The organism is Rhizobium sp. CAU 1783 (assembly GCF_054551725.1).
The window spans coordinates 90,222-106,807 of record NZ_JBTOLM010000002.1; the positions used below are offsets into that span (position 1 = coordinate 90,222).

Genomic DNA, 16,586 nt, shown 5'->3' on the forward strand with positions numbered 1-16,586 from the left:
TCGCCATGTCGACGGAGGTTATGAGCCGCATGAGCGGCGCGCTGTTGCCAATGATCTTTCAGCCTTGTTGCCCGATGGGGAGCGGCCATGCTGCCACCAGTCAACGCCGTCGTAAACGCGTCTATCTCCTATCAGGATCACCGTGCCTCGCAGGAGGATGCGGGTCGCGCGGCTGCGAAGACGCAGGGCATGCCTTTGCAGGCCGCCATCGGCGTGGAGCCGAACAATGCGATCGCCGGCCGCTTGAACATTCTTCTCCTGTCCGGTCAGGAACGGATGTCGGAGAACTTTGCGACCCTCGTGACCTTTCTTGGCAAGCAGCTCCGCCTGGAGCGTGCTCCTGGCGAAACCATCAGCAGCTACGCCGGCCGCCTCGTCCAGGCGCTCGCCGATTTGCCGCCGCAGGCCCGACAGGCGCTACAGCGCCAGCTTGCCCAGATGTTCAACGGCCTGCAGCTGCGCACCCTGATGGGAGCCTTTCGCAATCCAGCCGGGCCGGAAGCGGCGACGCTCGCGATCTATCTCGAGTTCTACCGGGCAAAGGACCGGGGCGATCTCGCGGCACGCACCGTGGTGACCTCTTATCGGCAGAATGGTGGGGAAGTCCGGCCGGTCCCCTTGCCGTCGACGGTCACGGCTGCCGGGCGGAATGGTGCGGCGGCGGTTGCAACCGGCAATCCTGTTCCAGGGGTGACCGCGCCGAAAGGCAGCCGGGCCGATCCGTCGAACGATCCCCTGGACGCGGTCGCCAAGGGCCGGATCTTCTCGGGAACGAACGAAACAGCCAACGGATCGCTTGCCGCGGCAGCACTGCGCGCAATGGAACGGGCCGCTCAGGATGGCGCCGAGTTCTTGCGAGGACTGTTCGCAGCCCCTGAGGCTTCAGATTCCGAGCGCGCCGATTCAGGTCTTCATGAGCATCACGCACGGCTTCCGCAGGCTTCCGGGCAATCCGGTGACGACCCGGTGTCGTCCGAGATTCGGACCGCGTCATCGACCGACGGGGCCTTCCAGCCGCCAGATGTCCAAGCCGTAGACGAAGAGCTCCCCCTGATGCGGCCGGATGATAACCGACCGCGGCCAGCCATCGAGTATGAGCATGGGACGGGTACAACTGCTGATGCCCGCGCAGGGACGGAGCGGCCGGTGTCCCAGCCGGGCGAACGTGCCCTGTCCCTTCTCGATCGCGAGGAATGGAAGACGGTCGTGGCACCGGACGAAAATGGGAATGCTGCGGTTCTGCCGACGGAGGAGGAGATCTTCCCCGATCCGGCCGAACTCTTGGATTTAACCCAGGCCGACGAAGCGAAATCCGACAACCCCGCCGACTTTGGGCGCCCGAGGGACGCCACCTCCGAAGCGTCGCCAAGCGCAGCGAAAGACGATGCAGCTCTCCTCGAACAGTCGTCGGAACCTCCTTCGACGGACGGAGCAATGGATGCAAGGTCCGCGGCTGCCCGTGACGTCCCGTTGGACTTGCCGCGTGCCGAAGAGGCGGCGACGCGCCTGTCGGCGATCCTGCGTGAAGGAGTGCCTCTGCCCGTGGTCAACTATCTCTTCGCCGACGATGACTTCACCGAGCGGCCCGAACTGTTGAACCATCGCTTCGGCGGCGGTCAGGGTGAGGGTGCCGGAGAGGGCGAGGCGGACGGAGACGACTCGGGCGAGGCCGGCGACGAGCAGGCAGCGGACGAGACAGGCGTGGTTGCTGACGAGGGGGATACCGCCGCCCTCGAGGCGATGGCATCGGAGCAGTCCGCGAGCCTGGGTGAAAGCGAAAGCCCGAACGATCTTTATTGGCGCATGGCCGGCTGGTCCTGAGCATCGTCGACCGCAGCTCGGGGAGCGTATCCGCAAAAAGAAGAGCCCGCCGATCGGTGATCGGCGGGCTCTTTTATTTCAGTCGTCAGGAGGCTTATTCGCCGCCGCGGTTCTTCAGAGCCGCGCCGAGGATGTCGCCGAGCGAAGCGCCCGAGTCGGACGAACCGAACTGTGCGACGGCTTCCTTCTCTTCAGCGATTTCCAGGGCCTTGATCGACAGCATGACCTTGCGATCCTTCTTGGAGAAGTTGGTGACGCGAGCGTCGACAACCTGACCAACCGAGAAACGCTCCGGACGCTGTTCGTCGCGGTCGCGGGACAGATCGGCGCGACGGATGAAGGAAGTGATGTCCTCGTGGTTGACGAGCTTCACTTCGATGCCGCCATCGTTGATGCCGATGACTTCGCAGGAAACGACGGCGTTCTTGCGCAGGTCGCCGGAAGCGGCAGCTTCGCCAACCGAGTCGCGGCCGAGCTGCTTGATGCCAAGCGAGATGCGTTCCTTCTCGACGTCGACGTCGAGAACGACAGCCTTGACCACGTCACCCTTGTTGAACTCCTCGATGACCTGTTCGCCCGGACGGTTCCAGTCGAGGTCGGAGAGGTGAACCATGCCGTCGACGTCGCCTTCGAGGCCGATGAACAGGCCGAATTCGGTCTTGTTCTTGACTTCACCTTCGACTTCAGTGCCGGCCGGATGGCTGTAGGCAAATGCCTGCCACGGGTTCTCGAGGGTCTGCTTGAGGCCGAGCGAGATACGGCGCTTGGACGGATCGACTTCGAGAACGACGACGTCGACGTCCTGCGTGGTCGAAAGGATCTTGCCGGGATGAACGTTCTTCTTCGTCCAGGACATTTCCGAGATGTGGATCAGACCTTCGATGCCCGGTTCCAGTTCGACGAATGCACCGTAGTCGGTGATGTTCGTGACGGTACCGGAGATCTTCTTGCCGACCGGGTACTTGGCGGCGATGCCATCCCACGGATCCGACTCGAGCTGCTTCATGCCGAGCGAGATGCGGTGGGTTTCCTGGTTGATGCGAATGATCTGAACCTTGACCTGCTGGCCGATGGACAGGATTTCCGACGGATGGTTGACGCGGCGCCATGCCATGTCGGTCACGTGCAGCAGGCCGTCGATGCCGCCGAGGTCAACGAACGCACCGTAGTCGGTGATGTTCTTGACGACGCCGTCAACAACCTGGCCTTCTTCGAGGTTCTGAACGATTTCAGAACGCTGCTCGGCGCGCGACTCTTCCAGAACCGTACGACGCGAAACCACGATATTGCCGCGACGCTTGTCCATCTTGAGGATTTCGAAGGGCTGCGGGTTGTGCATCAGCGGGGTAACATCGCGGATTGGACGGATGTCGACCTGCGAACGCGGCAGGAACGCTACGGCGCCGTCCAGATCGACGGTGAAACCACCCTTGACCTGGTTGAAGATGACGCCTTCGACGCGCTCGCCAGCTTCGAACTTGGCTTCGAGCTTGATCCAGCTTTCTTCGCGGCGAGCCTTCTCGCGCGACAGAACGGCTTCGCCGAGAGCGTTTTCGATGCGCTCGACATAGACCTCGACTTCGTCGCCGACCTTCAGCGAACCGTCCTTGGCCTTGGCGCCGAACTCCTTGAGCGCGATGCGGCCTTCGACCTTGAGGCCGACGTCGACGATGGCGACGTCCTTCTCGATCGCGGTCACGATGCCCTTGGTTACATAGCCTTCTGCCAGATCGGTCTTGGCAAAGGACTCTTCGAGCATTGCTGCGAAATCATCGCGCGTGGGGGTAGAAACAGACATGAAATCTCCTAATCGCATCCAGTCGGGGACGCGGTATGCGCCGGGGGTTCGCGTTGCACAAAGCCTGATCGATCGTCCGCCCCTGAAGGGCTGTCCGGCGCGGGGACGGTCGTATCGGCTGGTTCTTCTACCGGATGTCGGCAAGCCTTATTCCGGAAGTCAAATTCTCTTCCGGGCAGCGTCGATCAACTCTCGGGCCGCCCGGAACGCCGCCTCTATACTCATTTCCGACGTATCAAGCAAGTGCGCATCATCCGCGGGTTTAAGCGGGCTGTCGGCGCGCCCCATGTCGCGCTCGTCGCGCTTCTTCACATCGGCGAAAATCTCGTCGAACACCGCTTTGCCGCCGCCGACGACGATCTCGTCGTAGCGGCGCCGGGCGCGCACCTCCGGGGAGGCGGTGACGAAGAGCTTCACCGGCGCGGTGGGGCAGACCACAGTGCCGATGTCCCGGCCATCGAGCACTGTCCCGGGCAGCTTTGCGGAGAACCGGCGCTGCGCCTCGACCAGTGCGCGGCGTACGGCCGGCATAACGGCGATCTTCGAGGCGGCCTCGCCGATGTGATGTTGGGCCAGGACCGAACGATCGAGGCCGGCCAAGTCGAGCTCCAGCGCGGTCTTCTCCGCCACCGCTTCGTCATCGAGCGGCAGGCCAGCGTCGAGCAGCGCCTTCGCGACGGCGCGGTAGGTCAGGCCCGTGTCGAGGTGATGGAACCCGTATTCGGCAGCGATGAGCCGCGACAGCGTGCCCTTGCCCGCTGCAGCGGGACCGTCAATGGCGATGATGAAGGACGGGGTCATGCGGCTTTCCCTTCGATGGGTTCTATTCTGGCACCAAGCCCCGTCATCAGGTCCATGAACGTGGGGAAGCTGGTCGCGATCATCGTGGTGTCGTCGATGGTCACCGGATGCTGCGAAACAAGACCCATGACGAGGAAGCTCATGGCGATGCGGTGGTCGAGATGGGTGGCGACCGCATCGCCGGCGGCATTGCCGAGGCCCTTGCCGTCCGGCCGGCCACGAACGATGAGGCTCGACTGTCCTTCGTCGCAGTCGACGCCGTTGAGCCTGAGGCCGGCGGCGACGGCAGCCAGGCGATCGGACTCCTTCCCGCGCAGATCGTCAAGGCCGGGCATCGTCGTTGTGCCCTCGGCAAAAGCCGCGGCGACCGCAAGCATCGGATATTCGTCGATCATCGACGGCGCGCGTTCTTCCGGCACGGTGACGCCCTTCAGTCTGGAGGACCGCACGCGCAGGTCCGCGACGTCCTCTCCGCCCGCGAGCCGTGGATTGATGACCTCGATCCTGGCGCCCATCTCCTGCAGCGTCAGGATCAGGCCCGTGCGGGTCGGGTTCATCAGCACGTTGACGAGGGTGACGTCGGAGTCCGGGACCAGCAGCGCCGCGATCAACGGGAATGCCGCGGAAGACGGATCGCCGGGGACGTCGATCGCCTGTCCGGTCAGCCTGCCGCGGCCTTCGAGGCGAATGGTCCGGCCGCCGCGCGCATCCGTCTCGACCGCCAGATTTGCGCCGAAGCCCTTCAGCATCTTCTCGGTGTGATCGCGCGTCGTCACCGGTTCGATGGCTGTGGTGATGCCCGGCGCATTGAGGCCGGCCAGCAGGACCGCCGATTTCACCCGGGTGGACGGCATCGGTACGCGATAGGTGATCGGCGTCGCCGTTCTTGGTCCGCGTAGCGTGACCGGCAGGCGGTCGCCTTCGGCGGATCTGACCTGCACGCCCATGTCGCGCAGCGGATCAAGCACGCGGCCCATCGGTTGCCTGGCGAGCGAGGCGTCGCCGACGAAGGTGCTGTCGAAGTCGTAGACGCCGACGAGGCCCATGATCAGCCCGCCTCCGGTTCCGACATTACCGAAATCGAGCGGCGCTTCCGGCGCAATGAGGCAACCATTGCCGACGCCGTTGATGATCCAGGTGTCGCCGTCCTTGCGGATCGCAGCGCCCATGGCCTGCATCGCCCTGCCGGTATTGACGACGTCTTCGTCCTCGCTCAGGCCGGTGATGCGCGTCTCGCCGGCTGCAAGGCCGCCGAGTATGAGGGAACGGTACGAAATGGACGTGTCGCCGGGGATACGGATACTGCCGGAAAGCGCGGGCGATCTGCGAGCGATGGCCGGTTTCGGCGGGCTGGCATGCGACATGCACGGTTTCCTCTGGGCAAGGCGTCGTCGATGGTCGGGGCGAGGGGCCGGATCCCGAGGGCGCCATTTTCGCGCTCGTTAACACAGAGCAATGGAACGGTCATCCCTCGGCAGCCAAAAACCCCGGCCGCCGGCTGCGAAGTTTGCCTTTGACAGAAGAGATTGCAACGATTATGGGGACCCGCTAACAGTTTGACCGGGCATGGACCGGATAACCGCGCGCGGCGGTTTGTTCTTCAGGACTTCAAGAGGCTTTGACAGTGGCGAAAGCAGAACTTGGCACCAAACGCACTTGCCCGGACACGGGGAAAAAATTCTACGATCTGAACAAGGATCCGATCGTATCGCCTTACACCGGCAAATCCTGGCCGCTCTCCTACTTCGAAGAGACTTCGGTCGCTTCCATCATGGAAAAGGCTGAAGAGGAGGACGTTGCGGAAGTCGATACCGAAAACACGGAAATCGAGCTCGTATCGCTCGATGACGCGGACGACAACGGCGGCAACGATGATCTTCCGGATATCGGCGACGACGACGTCGAACTCGATGACGATGACGACGACACCTTCCTCGAGGCTGACGACGAGGACGACGACGACGACATGACCGGCATCATCGGCGTGACCGGCGACGACGACGAAGTCTGATCGACAATCAAAGGCTTGGGCTCGGGAAAATCGAAAAAATTTCCGAGCCTGCAATTTTCGGCTTGCCATCTCCGTAACCCGGAAGTAATAAGCCGCCACCCCGACGGAAGCACTGCTTCACCGGGATCCCGGAACCGGCATCGCCGGACCCTTGATGGGGCTATAGCTCAGCTGGGAGAGCGCTTGCATGGCATGCAAGAGGTCAGCGGTTCGATCCCGCTTAGCTCCACCAAAATTTTCCTGATTTATTTGTAGCTTATCATCCAAGCTCGGGTTTCCTTCAAGGAGACTATGTCGCGACGTTCTTTTCTTGAGGAAACGGCGGTGGTTCCCGTGCCATTTCCGGAGCATTTTAACCGTTCCAAGACGAAAGATCGGTTATCCCTCTTGTCGACAGTCAAATCGACGCAGAGGCGGGTGGGGCATGAGTTTTACGGAAACGACGCGGACATCGTGGTTCGCGCGAATGAAGAATGCGCTGGTGGGTGCGGTCATCGGGATTGTCCTGGTGGTGGTAGCGATCTGGGCGCTGGTCTGGAATGAGGGGCGCTCGATAAAATCCTACCGGGCGCTCGTCGAGGGCGCTGGGCTGGTGCAGTCCGTGAGTGCCGACACGATCGATCCTGCCAACGAAGGCAAGCTCATTCACATCAGCGGGAAGGTTGAGACCTCCGACGTGCCGACCGATTCCGAGTTTGGGATCGCGGCTGATGGCGCCGTGGCGCTTCGCCGTGACGTCGAGATGTATCAATGGGTCGAGAAGAGCGAATCGAAGAGCGAGACTAAGCTCGGTGGCGGCGAAGAGACGGTGACCACCTACACTTACGCGAAAGAATGGCGCCCGGACCGGCAGGATTCCAGCGACTTCCGTCAGCCGGAGGGACATGAAAATCCCGAGATGCAGGTCGAGAGCCAGTCTTTCACGATCGGCACGGCGACGGTCGGTGCCTTCACGGTATCGGGTGAAGACGTCGCCGGTCTCGGCGACAGGAACGATCTGGCGGTTTCCGCAGCCGATCTCGCCCGCGTTCAGGAATACTTGTCCGGCACGGTGCTTCTCGACCGTGGCGGCTTCTATGTCGGCTCCAGCAAGTCCGCGCCGCAGGTGGGCGATCTGCGCATCCGCTACACGCGTTCCGACCTCTCGGAAGCGAGCTTCGTCGCAGAGCAGCATGCCGAAGGCCTGCAGCCTTTCACCACGTCCAACGGTCGCGAGATCTTCCTCAATGCTTCCGGCAAGGCGAGCGCGGCGGAGATGTTCGACACCGCCCAGGCGGAAAACACGCTGATCACCTGGCTTGTCAGGTTCGGGGGGCTTGTCGGGCTCATGATCGGCTTCAGCCTGATCTTCTCGATCCTCGGCGTGATTGCCGATTTCGTTCCGCTGGCGGGGTCTCTGGTCCGTTTCGGGACCGGGCTCGTGGCCTTCGCGCTGACCGCGGTGATTGGTCCGCTGGTGATCGCCATTGGCTGGTTCGCCTATCGCCCGCTTTTGTCTCTGGGCCTTCTTGCGGCGGGCGCCCTCGTTGCCGTCGCCGTCGTCTGGCTCCGCCGGCGTTCGGTCCCGGCTGCCAGTTCGGCAGCCTGACTGACGGCTCGCAATGCCGAAGCCTCGTTCTCTTTCGGGAGCGAGGCTTTGCCTGTTTCAGTAGAAGAGTTGACCGCGGTCGCTGCTGGACGGCTGGTCAATCTGGAACCAGTCGGTGATGCGATCGATGTCGAGTTCGGCCTCGCCGTTGCGCAACTGGACACGCAGCTTGTCACCGCATCGGCCGAGTGGAACGCCGATATAGATGCGACTATTGCCTGCCTCGTCCAGAATATCGATTGCGAAGCGCATGGGCTCACCGGTATTTGCATCTGAAATTGAAATTTTGTGAGTGGAAGGCTTAAGGGCGCTGCCTTGAGCGAAACTGGCTTCATATGAGCCCCACTCATGTTCGCGTCATGACCGGCTACCGGGACCGGCGCAGCGGTCGATGACTTGGCGGTGAAAGGCGAAGATGTTTGTGCTGTCGAAACTGGTCTGGATCGTCGCCCAGCCGCTGTCTCTGGCCTTCCTCGGGATCCTTCTCGGCGTGGTGGCGATTGTCGTCGGTTGGCGTCGTCTCGGGCTTTTCCTTAATGTGGCTGCCGCGGCGGTGCTTTTCGTGACGCTTTACACGACGGCCGGTTCGGTCGTCCTCCAGGCCCTCGAGGCGCGGTTTCCGCGGCCTGTGGCGGAGCCGCAGTCGCTGTCCTGCATGATCGTGCTGGGAGGCGCCTTCGAGACCGAGGTCACCACGACCCGTGGCGGCATCGAGTTCAATCAGGGTGCCGATCGCTTCGTCGAAGCCTTGCGGCTTGCACTTCGCCATCCGGAAGCGCGCATCCTGGTTTCAGGCGGGGACGGCTCCCTGAGTGGGGCCTTCGAAGGCGATGCATCCGCCTCGGAGCGCTTCTTCGCTGCCTTCGGTGTCCCGTCTGACAGGCTCGTTCGCGAGACGACCTCCCGCACTACGTTCGAGAACGTCGAGAACAGCAAGTCCGCCCTTGCCGGTAACGGGCTCGAAAACTGCCTGCTCGTCACCTCAGCGTTCCACATGTCGCGATCCATGGGCCTGATGCGGAAGGCCGGCATTGCCGTGACGCCCTGGCCGACGGACTACCGCACCAGCGGGCAGGCGAGCCTCGGCATCGACCTGACCCAGCCGACCGTCAACGCCCAGCAGTCCTCGACGGCGATGCGGGAATGGTTGGGGCTGGTTGGCTACTACCTAGCCGGTCGCATCGGCGAGCTCTATCCGGCCCCGTGACGCTGCCTACTTTTTCGAGATCGTCAGGAATTTCGTGCCGCGCACGCGCACCGTAATCTCGCAGGGGTTCTCGTCGGTCCGTTCGCAGAAGCGCGGATGCATCTGCATGACGAACACCATGTTGCCGAAGCGCTTGATGAACTCGTAGCCGTACATCTGGGCGGTCGCGATCATGAAGTAGCCGCCCTCCTTGACCTGGAGGTAGAAGTTGTACGGACAGCCGTCGTCGGTGCAGTCGGGGCCGCGCATGCCGTCGCAGACCACTTCTCCCTCATTGACCACTGCATCCGTGATGCCGTCATTGTTGATGTCGAGCCGGCTGATGAAGTTCGGTCCGAACTGAACGATCTTGCAGCGCTTTTGAAAATGCGATTTCTCGTATATTTCCGGATCGCCGAGGAGCTCCTGCTGGCTGAAGGAGGGAAGCGCCGCGACGAGCAGAAATGCGGTTTGCAGAAAGGCGAGCAGCAGATACTTCAAGGCAATCGTCCCAAGGAGATGTGATCGGTCTCCTTTATCATGAACCTGACTGCTTGTGCGGCCCTGACGCCCGTACGGTTTCCAAACGATTTCGCTGGGAGGCGTGGATGACTTTGCTCGGATTTCTCGACTATGCGGGGGTGGCCGTCTTCGCTGCGACGGGCGCGCTCTCGGCCTCCCGAAAACAGCTCGACGTGATCGGCTTCCTCTTTCTCGCGGCCGTTACCGGGATCGGCGGGGGGACGCTCAGAGACGTAGTTCTCGGCAATCTCCCGGTCTTCTGGGTGCGTGACCCCGGTTATGTGCTGGTCTGCGCAACGGTCGGGATCCTGGTTTTCTTCACGGCCCACCTTGTCGAATCGCGCTACCGCCTCTTGCTCTGGCTCGATGCGATCGGTCTTTCGGCCTATTGCGTGATGGGGGCGGCCAAGGGGTTCGTGGCGACCGGTTCTCCGACGGTCGCGATCGTCACCGGCACGCTTACGGCGGCCTGCGGCGGCATCCTGCGCGATATCATCGCCGGAGAACCCTCCGTGCTGCTACGTCCAGAAATCTACGTGACGGCGGCGCTTGCCGGCGCCTGCGTCTTTACCGCGGCCACGGTGTTCGGCCTGGCGCTTCCGGTGGCGTCAGCCTTCGGCGCGCTGACGGCCTTTGCCATCCGCGGCGGCGCCCTGCGCTTCGGCTGGAGTTTTCCGGCCTACAATTCACGCCCAGGCCGTGCGCCCGAAGACGTCATGAAGTGACAGTTGTGGGGATGTCTGCGCTTCAGCGCTGCTTGGGGCGCAGGCGGATCACCACGTCGACATGGGAGATTTCCATGCCCTCCGGCGGTTCCGGAAGGTTGTCGATGGCGATATTGTTGACCGGAATGTCCAGCACCTCGTTCTGTCCTTCGACAAAGAAGTGATGGTGGTCGGAAGTATTGGTGTCGAAATAGGTCTTTGTGCTTTCGACTGCGAGCACGCGGATCAGGCCGGCTTCGGTGAACTGATGGAGCGTGTTGTACACCGTGGCAAGCGACACCGGAACATTTGCGCCGAGGGCTTCCTCGTGCAGTTCCTCCACCGTCAGGTGGCGGTCACCCTTGGCGAAAAGCAGGCTGGCGAGCGCGATGCGCTGGCGCGTCGGACGCAGGCCCGAGCGGCGCAATTTCATTTCCGTGCTCATACGGTCTTCAGCCGCCATCAAGACGCTCTCCGCTCTGCCTCTCTGTCTTTCACAGACTTAGCTTGACGATATAACTTTTAAGCGCCGGCCTTTCAATAGTTTCCCCCTCGGCGGACAGGCATAAAGTGCCGTAAAACCTGTAATTTGGCCGTTTTGGGACTGGTCCTGCGAGGGGGCTTCCTGTATGCGACGGGCAGAAGTCAGCAAATGGCGTCGGTCCGGCGGAAGTTCGTGCCGGTTTGAGGTCGCCTATTGTGGGACTTCATTTTGTCCCTATCTTGCTCTAAGGGTCCGTTAACGAGACGCCTAGGGGGGAAGAAGAAGAAAATGGCATCGAGACAATCCAGTTATAACTATGAAGAGATCCTCGCTTGCGGTCGCGGCGAGCTGTTCGGCCCCGGCAATGCGCAGCTTCCCCTGCCGCCGATGCTGATGGTCCACCGCATCACGGATATCTCGGAGACGGGTGGCGCCTTCGACAAGGGTTACATTCGCGCTGAATACGACGTTCGCCCGGACGACTGGTATTTTCCCTGCCATTTCCAGGGCAACCCCATCATGCCCGGCTGCCTCGGCCTCGACGGCATGTGGCAGCTGACCGGCTTCTTCCTCGGTTGGCTCGGCGAGCCGGGCCGCGGCATGGCTCTGTCCACCGGCGAAGTGAAGTTCAAGGGCATGGTCCGCCCGGACACCAAGCTTCTGGAATACGGTATCGATTTCAAGCGCGTCATGCGCGGTCGCCTGGTCCTCGGCACCGCCGATGGCTGGCTGAAGGCTGATGGTGAAACCATCTATCAGGCAACCGACCTGCGCGTCGGTCTGTCCAAGGATAAGACGGCCTGAACGGGCCTGTCTGATCACAGCAAGAAGAAGGTCTGAATTATGAGACGGGTAGTTGTTACGGGACTTGGCATCGTGTCGTCGATCGGAGCCGATGCGGCTGAAGTGACCGCATCGCTGCGTGAGGCAAAGTCGGGCATCTCCTTTTCTCCCGATTTTGCCGAGCATGGCTTCAAGTGCCAGGTGTGGGGCAAGCCCAGCCTCGACCCGACCGAGCTCGTCGACCGTCGTGCCATGCGTTTCCTGTCCCAGGGCGGCGCCTGGAACCACGTCGCCATGAAACAGGCGATCGCCGATGCCGGCCTGGAAGAAGCCGATTACGCCCAGAACGAGCGCGTCGGCATCATCATGGGGTCCGGCGGCCCGTCGACCCGTCAGATCGTCGAAGCGGCTGACATCGTCCGCCAGAACAACAGCCCGAAGCGCATCGGTCCGTTCGCTGTCCCGAAGGCGATGTCGTCCACGGCCTCGGCGACCCTTGCCACATGGTTCAAGCTGCACGGCGTCAACTACTCGATCTCGTCGGCCTGCTCGACCTCTGCCCACTGCATCGGCAATGCCTATGAGATGATCCAGTGGGGCAAGCAGGACATGGTGTTCGCCGGTGGTCACGAAGACCTCGACTGGACGATGTCCGACCTGTTCGACGCCATGGGCGCCATGTCCTCGAAGTACAACGACAACCCGGCAACGGCCTCGCGTGCCTATGACGCGACGCGCGACGGTTTCGTCATCGCCGGCGGTGCCGGCGTGCTGGTGCTCGAGGAACTGGAACACGCCAAGGCACGTGGCGCTAAGATCTATGCCGAAATCGTCGGCTACGGTGCCACCTCGGACGGCTATGACATGGTTGCCCCGTCCGGCGAAGGCGCCATTCGGTGCATGCGCCAGGCGCTCTCCACGGTGACCGGCGAAGTCGACTACATCAACACACATGGCACCTCGACACCCGTAGGCGACAGCAAGGAGATCGGTGCGATCCGCGAAGTCTTCGGCTCGAAGATTCCGCACATCCAGTCCACCAAGTCGCTGACCGGCCATTCGCTTGGCGCAGCCGGCGTGCAGGAATCGATCTACGGCCTGCTGATGATGCAGGAACGCTTCATCGGCGAAAGCGCGCACATCACCGAACTCGATCCGGAATTCGACGGCGTGCCGATCGTGCGCAAGCGCATCGACAACGCGAAGATCGACACGGTCCTGTCGAACTCCTTCGGCTTCGGTGGCACCAACGCCACCCTCGTCTTCCAGCGTCACAATGGATAACGGCATGATCGCCTCTATGCAGGGAAAGCGCGGCCTCATCATGGGTGTCGCGAACAGTCACTCGATTGCCTGGGGCATCGCCAAGGCGCTCGGCGCCGCGGGTGCCGAACTGGCCTTCACCTATCAGGGGGATGCCCTCGGCAAGCGCGTGAAGCCTCTGGCGGCTGAACTTGGCTCTGACTTCCTGTTGCCGTGCGACGTGGAAGACATCGCGTCCGTCGATGCCGTGATTGCAGCGCTTAAGGAACGTTGGGGCAAGATCGATTTCATCGTCCATGCCATCGGCTTTTCCGACAAGAACGAGTTGAAGGGGCTCTATGCCGACACCACGCGTAACAACTTCACGCGGACCATGGTGATCTCCTGCTTCTCCTTCACCGAGATCGCCAAGCGCGCCGCCGAACTGATGACCGAGGGCGGCTCCATGCTGACCCTGACCTATGGCGGCTCGGTGCGTCTGATGCCGAACTACAATGTCATGGGCGTCGCCAAGGCAGCACTCGAGGCATCGGTGCGTTATCTGGCAGGCGACTACGGTCCGCGCGGCATTCGTGTGAACGCGATCTCCGCCGGCCCGATCCGCACGCTGGCCGGGGCAGGGATCTCCGATGCGCGCGCCATGCTGTCATGGCAGCAGAAGAACGCACCGCTTCGTCGCACGGTCACGATCGAGGATGTCGGCAATTCGGCGCTTTATCTGCTGTCGGATCTGTCGCGCGGCGTGACCGGCGAAATCCACTACGTCGATTCCGGCTACAACATCACGTCGATGCCGACGCTGGATTTCCTGCGCAGCTCGGACGACGAGTAGGCTTGGCGGCCTACCTCAATGGAAAAAGCCTGACGCGACCTCATATCGCGCCAGGCTTGAAACGGAGTGGTCCGCCAGCCGAGTGGGAGTCCCCGGCTTTACTCCGGTTATGATGTCGTATTTTCGCCGATCGTGCCCAACAGCAGTGCCATGCTGACAGCGTGCATTCGATTGCGCGCACCAAGCTTTTCCTCTGCTGCGGACAGGTGACGCTCGACCTCTATCTCCGACAGGAGCATCAGGTTACAGATATCGAGTGTCCGCTTGCCTTCGGCCACCATGGTCAGGCACTGCATTTCCTGCTCGTTCAACCCGATGGAACGAGCTGTGTCACCCGTGAGGGCCTTGCTGGTCATCATGATGTTCTGGATCTTCAGGAGTAATCTTGGCCCGGTCGCTGGTCGTGGACCGCAACGGCTGCATCGAGCGCTATATAATCTTGAAGATCGGAAAAGTAATTCTCGCCGGGCGCCAAACAGTTTACATTACACGCAACAGAACTTGTGCTGCGCGTTCCCGAACCGCGAATGACGTCTATTCCTGCCCTCTACGAGGCAAATGTCAATAGTTGGGCACTCTTTAATCGCGCCTTGGCAATGATCGGATCAGGCGCTCTTGCGGTCCCGCAGGTCGCTTGGCGTGCGGCCGAACCAGCGGGTCACGGACCGCGTGAAGGCGCTCGGCGCCGAATATCCCAGTCGATAACAGATCTCGGATATGGGAAGGTCGCTTTCGGTCAGCAGGTTGAGGCTCACCTCCCGCCTGAGGTCGTCGCGGATCTGGGCGAGACTTGTGTTCTCCTCGGCCAGGCGTCGCTGGAACGTGCGCTCGGATATGCCGAAATGCGGCGCTATGTCCTGTAGTGTGGAACTCGGTTCCGCCATCCGCAGCAGCAGGAACTTGCGCACCTGATCGACGAACTCGCCTTCCTCGTAATCGGCGTCAGGCCCCATCGAACGGCACTGGATATCCATCAGCATGAAAAGCTTGGCATCTGCCTTCGGATTCTTCATGTCGAGAAGCTCTGCGGGGATGCGCATCGCGTTCTCGCGGCAACCAGAACGCAGTTTCCTGGTCAGGTAGTCTCTGAAGACCTGCGAGGATCTGGGCTTGGGACGCTCGAGATCGAGTTCCACCAGGTCGATGCTGATGCCGACGATGTTGCGCAGCCGTTGCATGGCGATTGCCAGAGCCATGTCGACATACTGGTCTCGTTTGACGATCGCCGGCGCGAAGGTCCACGAAAAGGAAGCGCCTTGGTCGTCGATGCGGAAGCGCAGATTGCTGGCATAGGTGGCATATTGCGTGTGAGCGGCGAAGAAACGGGCGAAGTCACGCACCGTGGGCGCCGTCATCAGGCCATATCCGAAGGGGCCGGTGGAGCCGGCAATGAAGCGGTCGACGCATTTCAGCCCGAATGCCTCGTCGTCCGTCAGTAGCGCGCAGGCTTCCAGCAGTCTGCAGAGCTTGTCCAGGCTGATGCGGCCGGTGAGGCTCTGGAAGATTTCCGGATCGATCTTCAGAGCGCTGCAAATCGGCGCAATGTCGACGCCATAGGTGCGCGCATGGTCGGAAACCGCCGAGGCGATTCCCGCAACCGCTGTCAGTTCATCGGCTATAGATCTATTAGGCATTTAAGATCTGGCGTCCAATGATAAGCAAATGACGCCTCAAGGTAAGCGGCTTTTCGCGCAAAGTCGAGGGTCTCTGCAACCGTCAAAGCCGGATGCAGAGACGTGAACCTTCGCCACCGCTTAGGCGATCCTCGTCCTATTTCTTGGCCCAGAGAACCTTGAACCGTGCGTTCCGGCAGGTCTCGCCATATTCACGGAAATCTTCGGCGAGGTTCGCCTCATAGGGCAGGCCTCGGTTGGCCACCAGCATCAGGATACCCCCGCCGCGCAGTGCCTGGCTGGCCGCCTTGATCATGGCCTGACCCAGGCTCGGCTCCGCGGCATGCCCCTGATGGAACGGCGGGTTCATGATGACGAGATCGTATTTTTCCTTGGCAGGTTCACGCGTGAGGTCCTGCCAGAAGAAGCGCGCGGTCAGCTTGGGGCAGAGGGCGGCCAGATTGGCCTTCGCGCATTCCAGCGCCTCATGGTCGGCCTCGAACAGGTCGATGCGTGCGGTTCGCGGCGAGCGCTCGGCGAGCATGGTCGAGAGATAACCCCAGCCGGCGCCGAAGTCGGCAGCGTTGCCGTCGAAATTGTCCGGCAGGCGGCCGGCGAGCAGTTCCGAACCGTCGTCGACCCGATCGTGCGAGAACATGCCGGGACGCGTACGATAGCGACCGGCGGCCAGCGTCTCTGGCGATGCGAGATGGTTGACTGCAGCCGCGTTGTCTTCCGGCGCCATGAACCAGAGCGCGACGCCGTGATATTTCGGCATGTGGTCGACCGCGATCCCGAGATTGGCGAGGCGCTTGCGCATCGGCTGGACGCCGTCCTCCTTGCCGCCCGCGATGACGACGAGGCCGCCCGCCTTGACCCGTTTGAGGGCTTCTGCGACGCGATTGTCGTTCTCGCCGCGATGCTTGCCAAGCAGCACCAGCGCGCCGTCATAGCCCTCTCCCTCGACTTCCGGCAGGGGTTCGAGCCTGGCGGCTTGCAGGCGCAGATACTCGCCCCTGTGTCCTTGCACGGGCACGATGGTTGCGCCGAACTCTTCCGGCGTGGCGAAGCCGGCCTCGGCGCCGAGGAAAAGAAATCGCTCGCCGGCGACAGGCGCGGCGACGGTGCCGCTGGCGAAGGGGTGGAACAGTGTTTTCAGCGTTTCGCGGCTCATGCCAGT

The 16,586-nt window shown here is 62.0% G+C and carries 17 protein-coding genes and 1 tRNA gene; 9 read left to right on the plus strand and 9 right to left on the minus strand.

Features of this window, described 5'->3' with window-relative positions:
• The first annotated feature begins 87 nt into the window (after window positions 1–87).
• The gene (locus ACX93L_RS07160; RefSeq protein ID WP_459404226.1) at window positions 88–1,821 is read left to right on the plus strand and encodes a hypothetical protein; all 1,734 of its coding nucleotides are present in this window, start codon (window positions 88–90) and stop codon (window positions 1,819–1,821) included.
• A gap of 94 nt (window positions 1,822–1,915) precedes the next feature.
• On the opposite strand, the gene rpsA is transcribed toward ACX93L_RS07160, so the two are convergent.
• The 3 genes from rpsA to aroA all read right to left on the minus strand — a co-directional run bounded on the left by rpsA (window position 1,916) and on the right by aroA (window position 5,784).
• The gene (gene rpsA, locus ACX93L_RS07165) at window positions 1,916–3,619 is read right to left on the minus strand and encodes a 30S ribosomal protein S1 (RefSeq protein WP_169592433.1); all 1,704 of its coding nucleotides are present in this window, start codon (window positions 3,617–3,619) and stop codon (window positions 1,916–1,918) included.
• Window positions 3,620–3,778: 159 nt separating this feature from the next.
• Window positions 3,779–4,420, minus strand: coding sequence for a (d)CMP kinase (gene cmk, locus ACX93L_RS07170; RefSeq protein ID WP_459404227.1), 642 nt, complete (start codon window positions 4,418–4,420; stop codon window positions 3,779–3,781).
• A complete protein-coding gene (aroA, locus tag ACX93L_RS07175; protein WP_459404228.1) occupies window positions 4,417–5,784 on the minus strand; it encodes a 3-phosphoshikimate 1-carboxyvinyltransferase in 1,368 nt (455 codons plus the stop codon). Before aroA ends, cmk begins: the two co-directional genes overlap by 4 nt.
• A 260-nt stretch (window positions 5,785–6,044) precedes the next feature.
• Here aroA and ACX93L_RS07180 point away from each other — a divergent pair, with 260 nt between their 5' ends.
• From ACX93L_RS07180 to ACX93L_RS07190, 3 genes are all read left to right on the plus strand, one after another.
• On the plus strand, window positions 6,045–6,431 hold the full coding sequence (locus ACX93L_RS07180; RefSeq protein ID WP_169592421.1) for a TIGR02300 family protein: 387 nt from the start codon (window positions 6,045–6,047) through the stop codon (window positions 6,429–6,431).
• 156 nt (window positions 6,432–6,587) lie between these two features.
• Window positions 6,588–6,663 (plus strand) — tRNA-Ala (locus ACX93L_RS07185).
• A gap of 192 nt (window positions 6,664–6,855) precedes the next feature.
• Window positions 6,856–8,019, plus strand: a complete 1,164-nt coding sequence (locus ACX93L_RS07190; RefSeq protein ID WP_459404229.1) for a TMEM43 family protein — start codon at window positions 6,856–6,858, stop codon at window positions 8,017–8,019.
• Between the two features lie 57 nt (window positions 8,020–8,076).
• Here ACX93L_RS07190 and ACX93L_RS07195 read toward each other — a convergent pair whose 3' ends face one another.
• Window positions 8,077–8,271 (minus strand): hypothetical protein, encoded by a 195-nt coding sequence (locus ACX93L_RS07195; RefSeq protein WP_169592407.1) that lies wholly within the window; start codon window positions 8,269–8,271, stop codon window positions 8,077–8,079.
• 163 nt (window positions 8,272–8,434) lie between these two features.
• On the opposite strand from ACX93L_RS07195, the gene ACX93L_RS07200 reads away from it, so the two are divergent.
• Window positions 8,435–9,226, plus strand: coding sequence for a YdcF family protein (locus ACX93L_RS07200; RefSeq protein ID WP_459404230.1), 792 nt, complete (start codon window positions 8,435–8,437; stop codon window positions 9,224–9,226).
• A gap of 6 nt (window positions 9,227–9,232) precedes the next feature.
• Here ACX93L_RS07200 and ACX93L_RS07205 read toward each other — a convergent pair whose 3' ends face one another.
• Window positions 9,233–9,706, minus strand: coding sequence for a hypothetical protein (locus ACX93L_RS07205; RefSeq protein WP_169592398.1), 474 nt, complete (start codon window positions 9,704–9,706; stop codon window positions 9,233–9,235).
• A gap of 107 nt (window positions 9,707–9,813) precedes the next feature.
• Here ACX93L_RS07205 and ACX93L_RS07210 point away from each other — a divergent pair, with 107 nt between their 5' ends.
• A complete protein-coding gene (locus ACX93L_RS07210; protein ID WP_459404231.1) occupies window positions 9,814–10,452 on the plus strand; it encodes a trimeric intracellular cation channel family protein in 639 nt (212 codons plus the stop codon).
• Window positions 10,453–10,474: 22 nt separating this feature from the next.
• Here ACX93L_RS07210 and irrA read toward each other — a convergent pair whose 3' ends face one another.
• Entirely contained in the window at window positions 10,475–10,894 is a 420-nt protein-coding gene (gene irrA, locus ACX93L_RS07215; protein WP_459404232.1) for an iron response transcriptional regulator IrrA, read from the minus strand.
• A gap of 309 nt (window positions 10,895–11,203) precedes the next feature.
• On the opposite strand from irrA, the gene fabA reads away from it, so the two are divergent.
• Genes fabA through fabI form a run of 3 tightly spaced genes read left to right on the plus strand, consistent with a single transcriptional unit; the run spans window position 11,204 to window position 13,793 of the window.
• On the plus strand, window positions 11,204–11,719 hold the full coding sequence (gene fabA, locus ACX93L_RS07220) for a 3-hydroxyacyl-[acyl-carrier-protein] dehydratase FabA (protein ID WP_169592386.1): 516 nt from the start codon (window positions 11,204–11,206) through the stop codon (window positions 11,717–11,719).
• Between the two features lie 39 nt (window positions 11,720–11,758).
• Window positions 11,759–12,982 carry a beta-ketoacyl-ACP synthase I gene (gene fabB, locus ACX93L_RS07225; RefSeq protein ID WP_169592382.1) on the plus strand — a complete coding sequence of 408 codons (1,224 nt, stop codon included), beginning with the start codon at window positions 11,759–11,761 and terminating at the stop codon, window positions 12,980–12,982.
• Between the two features lie 4 nt (window positions 12,983–12,986).
• Window positions 12,987–13,793 (plus strand): enoyl-ACP reductase FabI, encoded by an 807-nt coding sequence (gene fabI, locus ACX93L_RS07230; protein ID WP_459404233.1) that lies wholly within the window; start codon window positions 12,987–12,989, stop codon window positions 13,791–13,793.
• Between the two features lie 107 nt (window positions 13,794–13,900).
• On the opposite strand, the gene ACX93L_RS07235 is transcribed toward fabI, so the two are convergent.
• From ACX93L_RS07235 to ACX93L_RS07245, 3 genes are all read right to left on the minus strand, one after another.
• Window positions 13,901–14,152, minus strand: coding sequence for a helix-turn-helix domain-containing protein (locus ACX93L_RS07235; RefSeq protein ID WP_459404234.1), 252 nt, complete (start codon window positions 14,150–14,152; stop codon window positions 13,901–13,903).
• A 246-nt stretch (window positions 14,153–14,398) separates the two neighbouring features.
• Window positions 14,399–15,427, minus strand: a complete 1,029-nt coding sequence (locus ACX93L_RS07240) for an AraC family transcriptional regulator (protein ID WP_459404235.1) — start codon at window positions 15,425–15,427, stop codon at window positions 14,399–14,401.
• A 136-nt stretch (window positions 15,428–15,563) separates the two neighbouring features.
• On the minus strand, window positions 15,564–16,580 hold the full coding sequence (locus ACX93L_RS07245; RefSeq protein WP_459404236.1) for a class I SAM-dependent methyltransferase: 1,017 nt from the start codon (window positions 16,578–16,580) through the stop codon (window positions 15,564–15,566).
• Window positions 16,581–16,586: the final 6 nt, after the last annotated feature.

Coding starts and splice junctions, on each gene's coding strand:
- irrA (WP_459404232.1), bottom strand. CDS start 10,894: ATGGCGGCTGAAGACCGTATGAGCACGGAAATGAAATTGCGCCGCTCG.
- fabA (WP_169592386.1), top strand. CDS start 11,204: ATGGCATCGAGACAATCCAGTTATAACTATGAAGAGATCCTCGCTTGC.
- fabB (WP_169592382.1), top strand. CDS start 11,759: ATGAGACGGGTAGTTGTTACGGGACTTGGCATCGTGTCGTCGATCGGA.
- ACX93L_RS07190 (WP_459404229.1), top strand. CDS start 6,856: ATGAGTTTTACGGAAACGACGCGGACATCGTGGTTCGCGCGAATGAAG.
- ACX93L_RS07245 (WP_459404236.1), bottom strand. CDS start 16,580: ATGAGCCGCGAAACGCTGAAAACACTGTTCCACCCCTTCGCCAGCGGC.
- aroA (WP_459404228.1), bottom strand. CDS start 5,784: ATGTCGCATGCCAGCCCGCCGAAACCGGCCATCGCTCGCAGATCGCCC.
- ACX93L_RS07195 (WP_169592407.1), bottom strand. CDS start 8,271: ATGCGCTTCGCAATCGATATTCTGGACGAGGCAGGCAATAGTCGCATC.
- ACX93L_RS07200 (WP_459404230.1), top strand. CDS start 8,435: ATGTTTGTGCTGTCGAAACTGGTCTGGATCGTCGCCCAGCCGCTGTCT.
- fabI (WP_459404233.1), top strand. CDS start 12,987: ATGATCGCCTCTATGCAGGGAAAGCGCGGCCTCATCATGGGTGTCGCG.
- rpsA (WP_169592433.1), bottom strand. CDS start 3,619: ATGTCTGTTTCTACCCCCACGCGCGATGATTTCGCAGCAATGCTCGAA.
- ACX93L_RS07210 (WP_459404231.1), top strand. CDS start 9,814: ATGACTTTGCTCGGATTTCTCGACTATGCGGGGGTGGCCGTCTTCGCT.
- cmk (WP_459404227.1), bottom strand. CDS start 4,420: ATGACCCCGTCCTTCATCATCGCCATTGACGGTCCCGCTGCAGCGGGC.
- ACX93L_RS07160 (WP_459404226.1), top strand. CDS start 88: ATGCTGCCACCAGTCAACGCCGTCGTAAACGCGTCTATCTCCTATCAG.
- ACX93L_RS07235 (WP_459404234.1), bottom strand. CDS start 14,152: ATGATGACCAGCAAGGCCCTCACGGGTGACACAGCTCGTTCCATCGGG.
- ACX93L_RS07240 (WP_459404235.1), bottom strand. CDS start 15,427: ATGCCTAATAGATCTATAGCCGATGAACTGACAGCGGTTGCGGGAATC.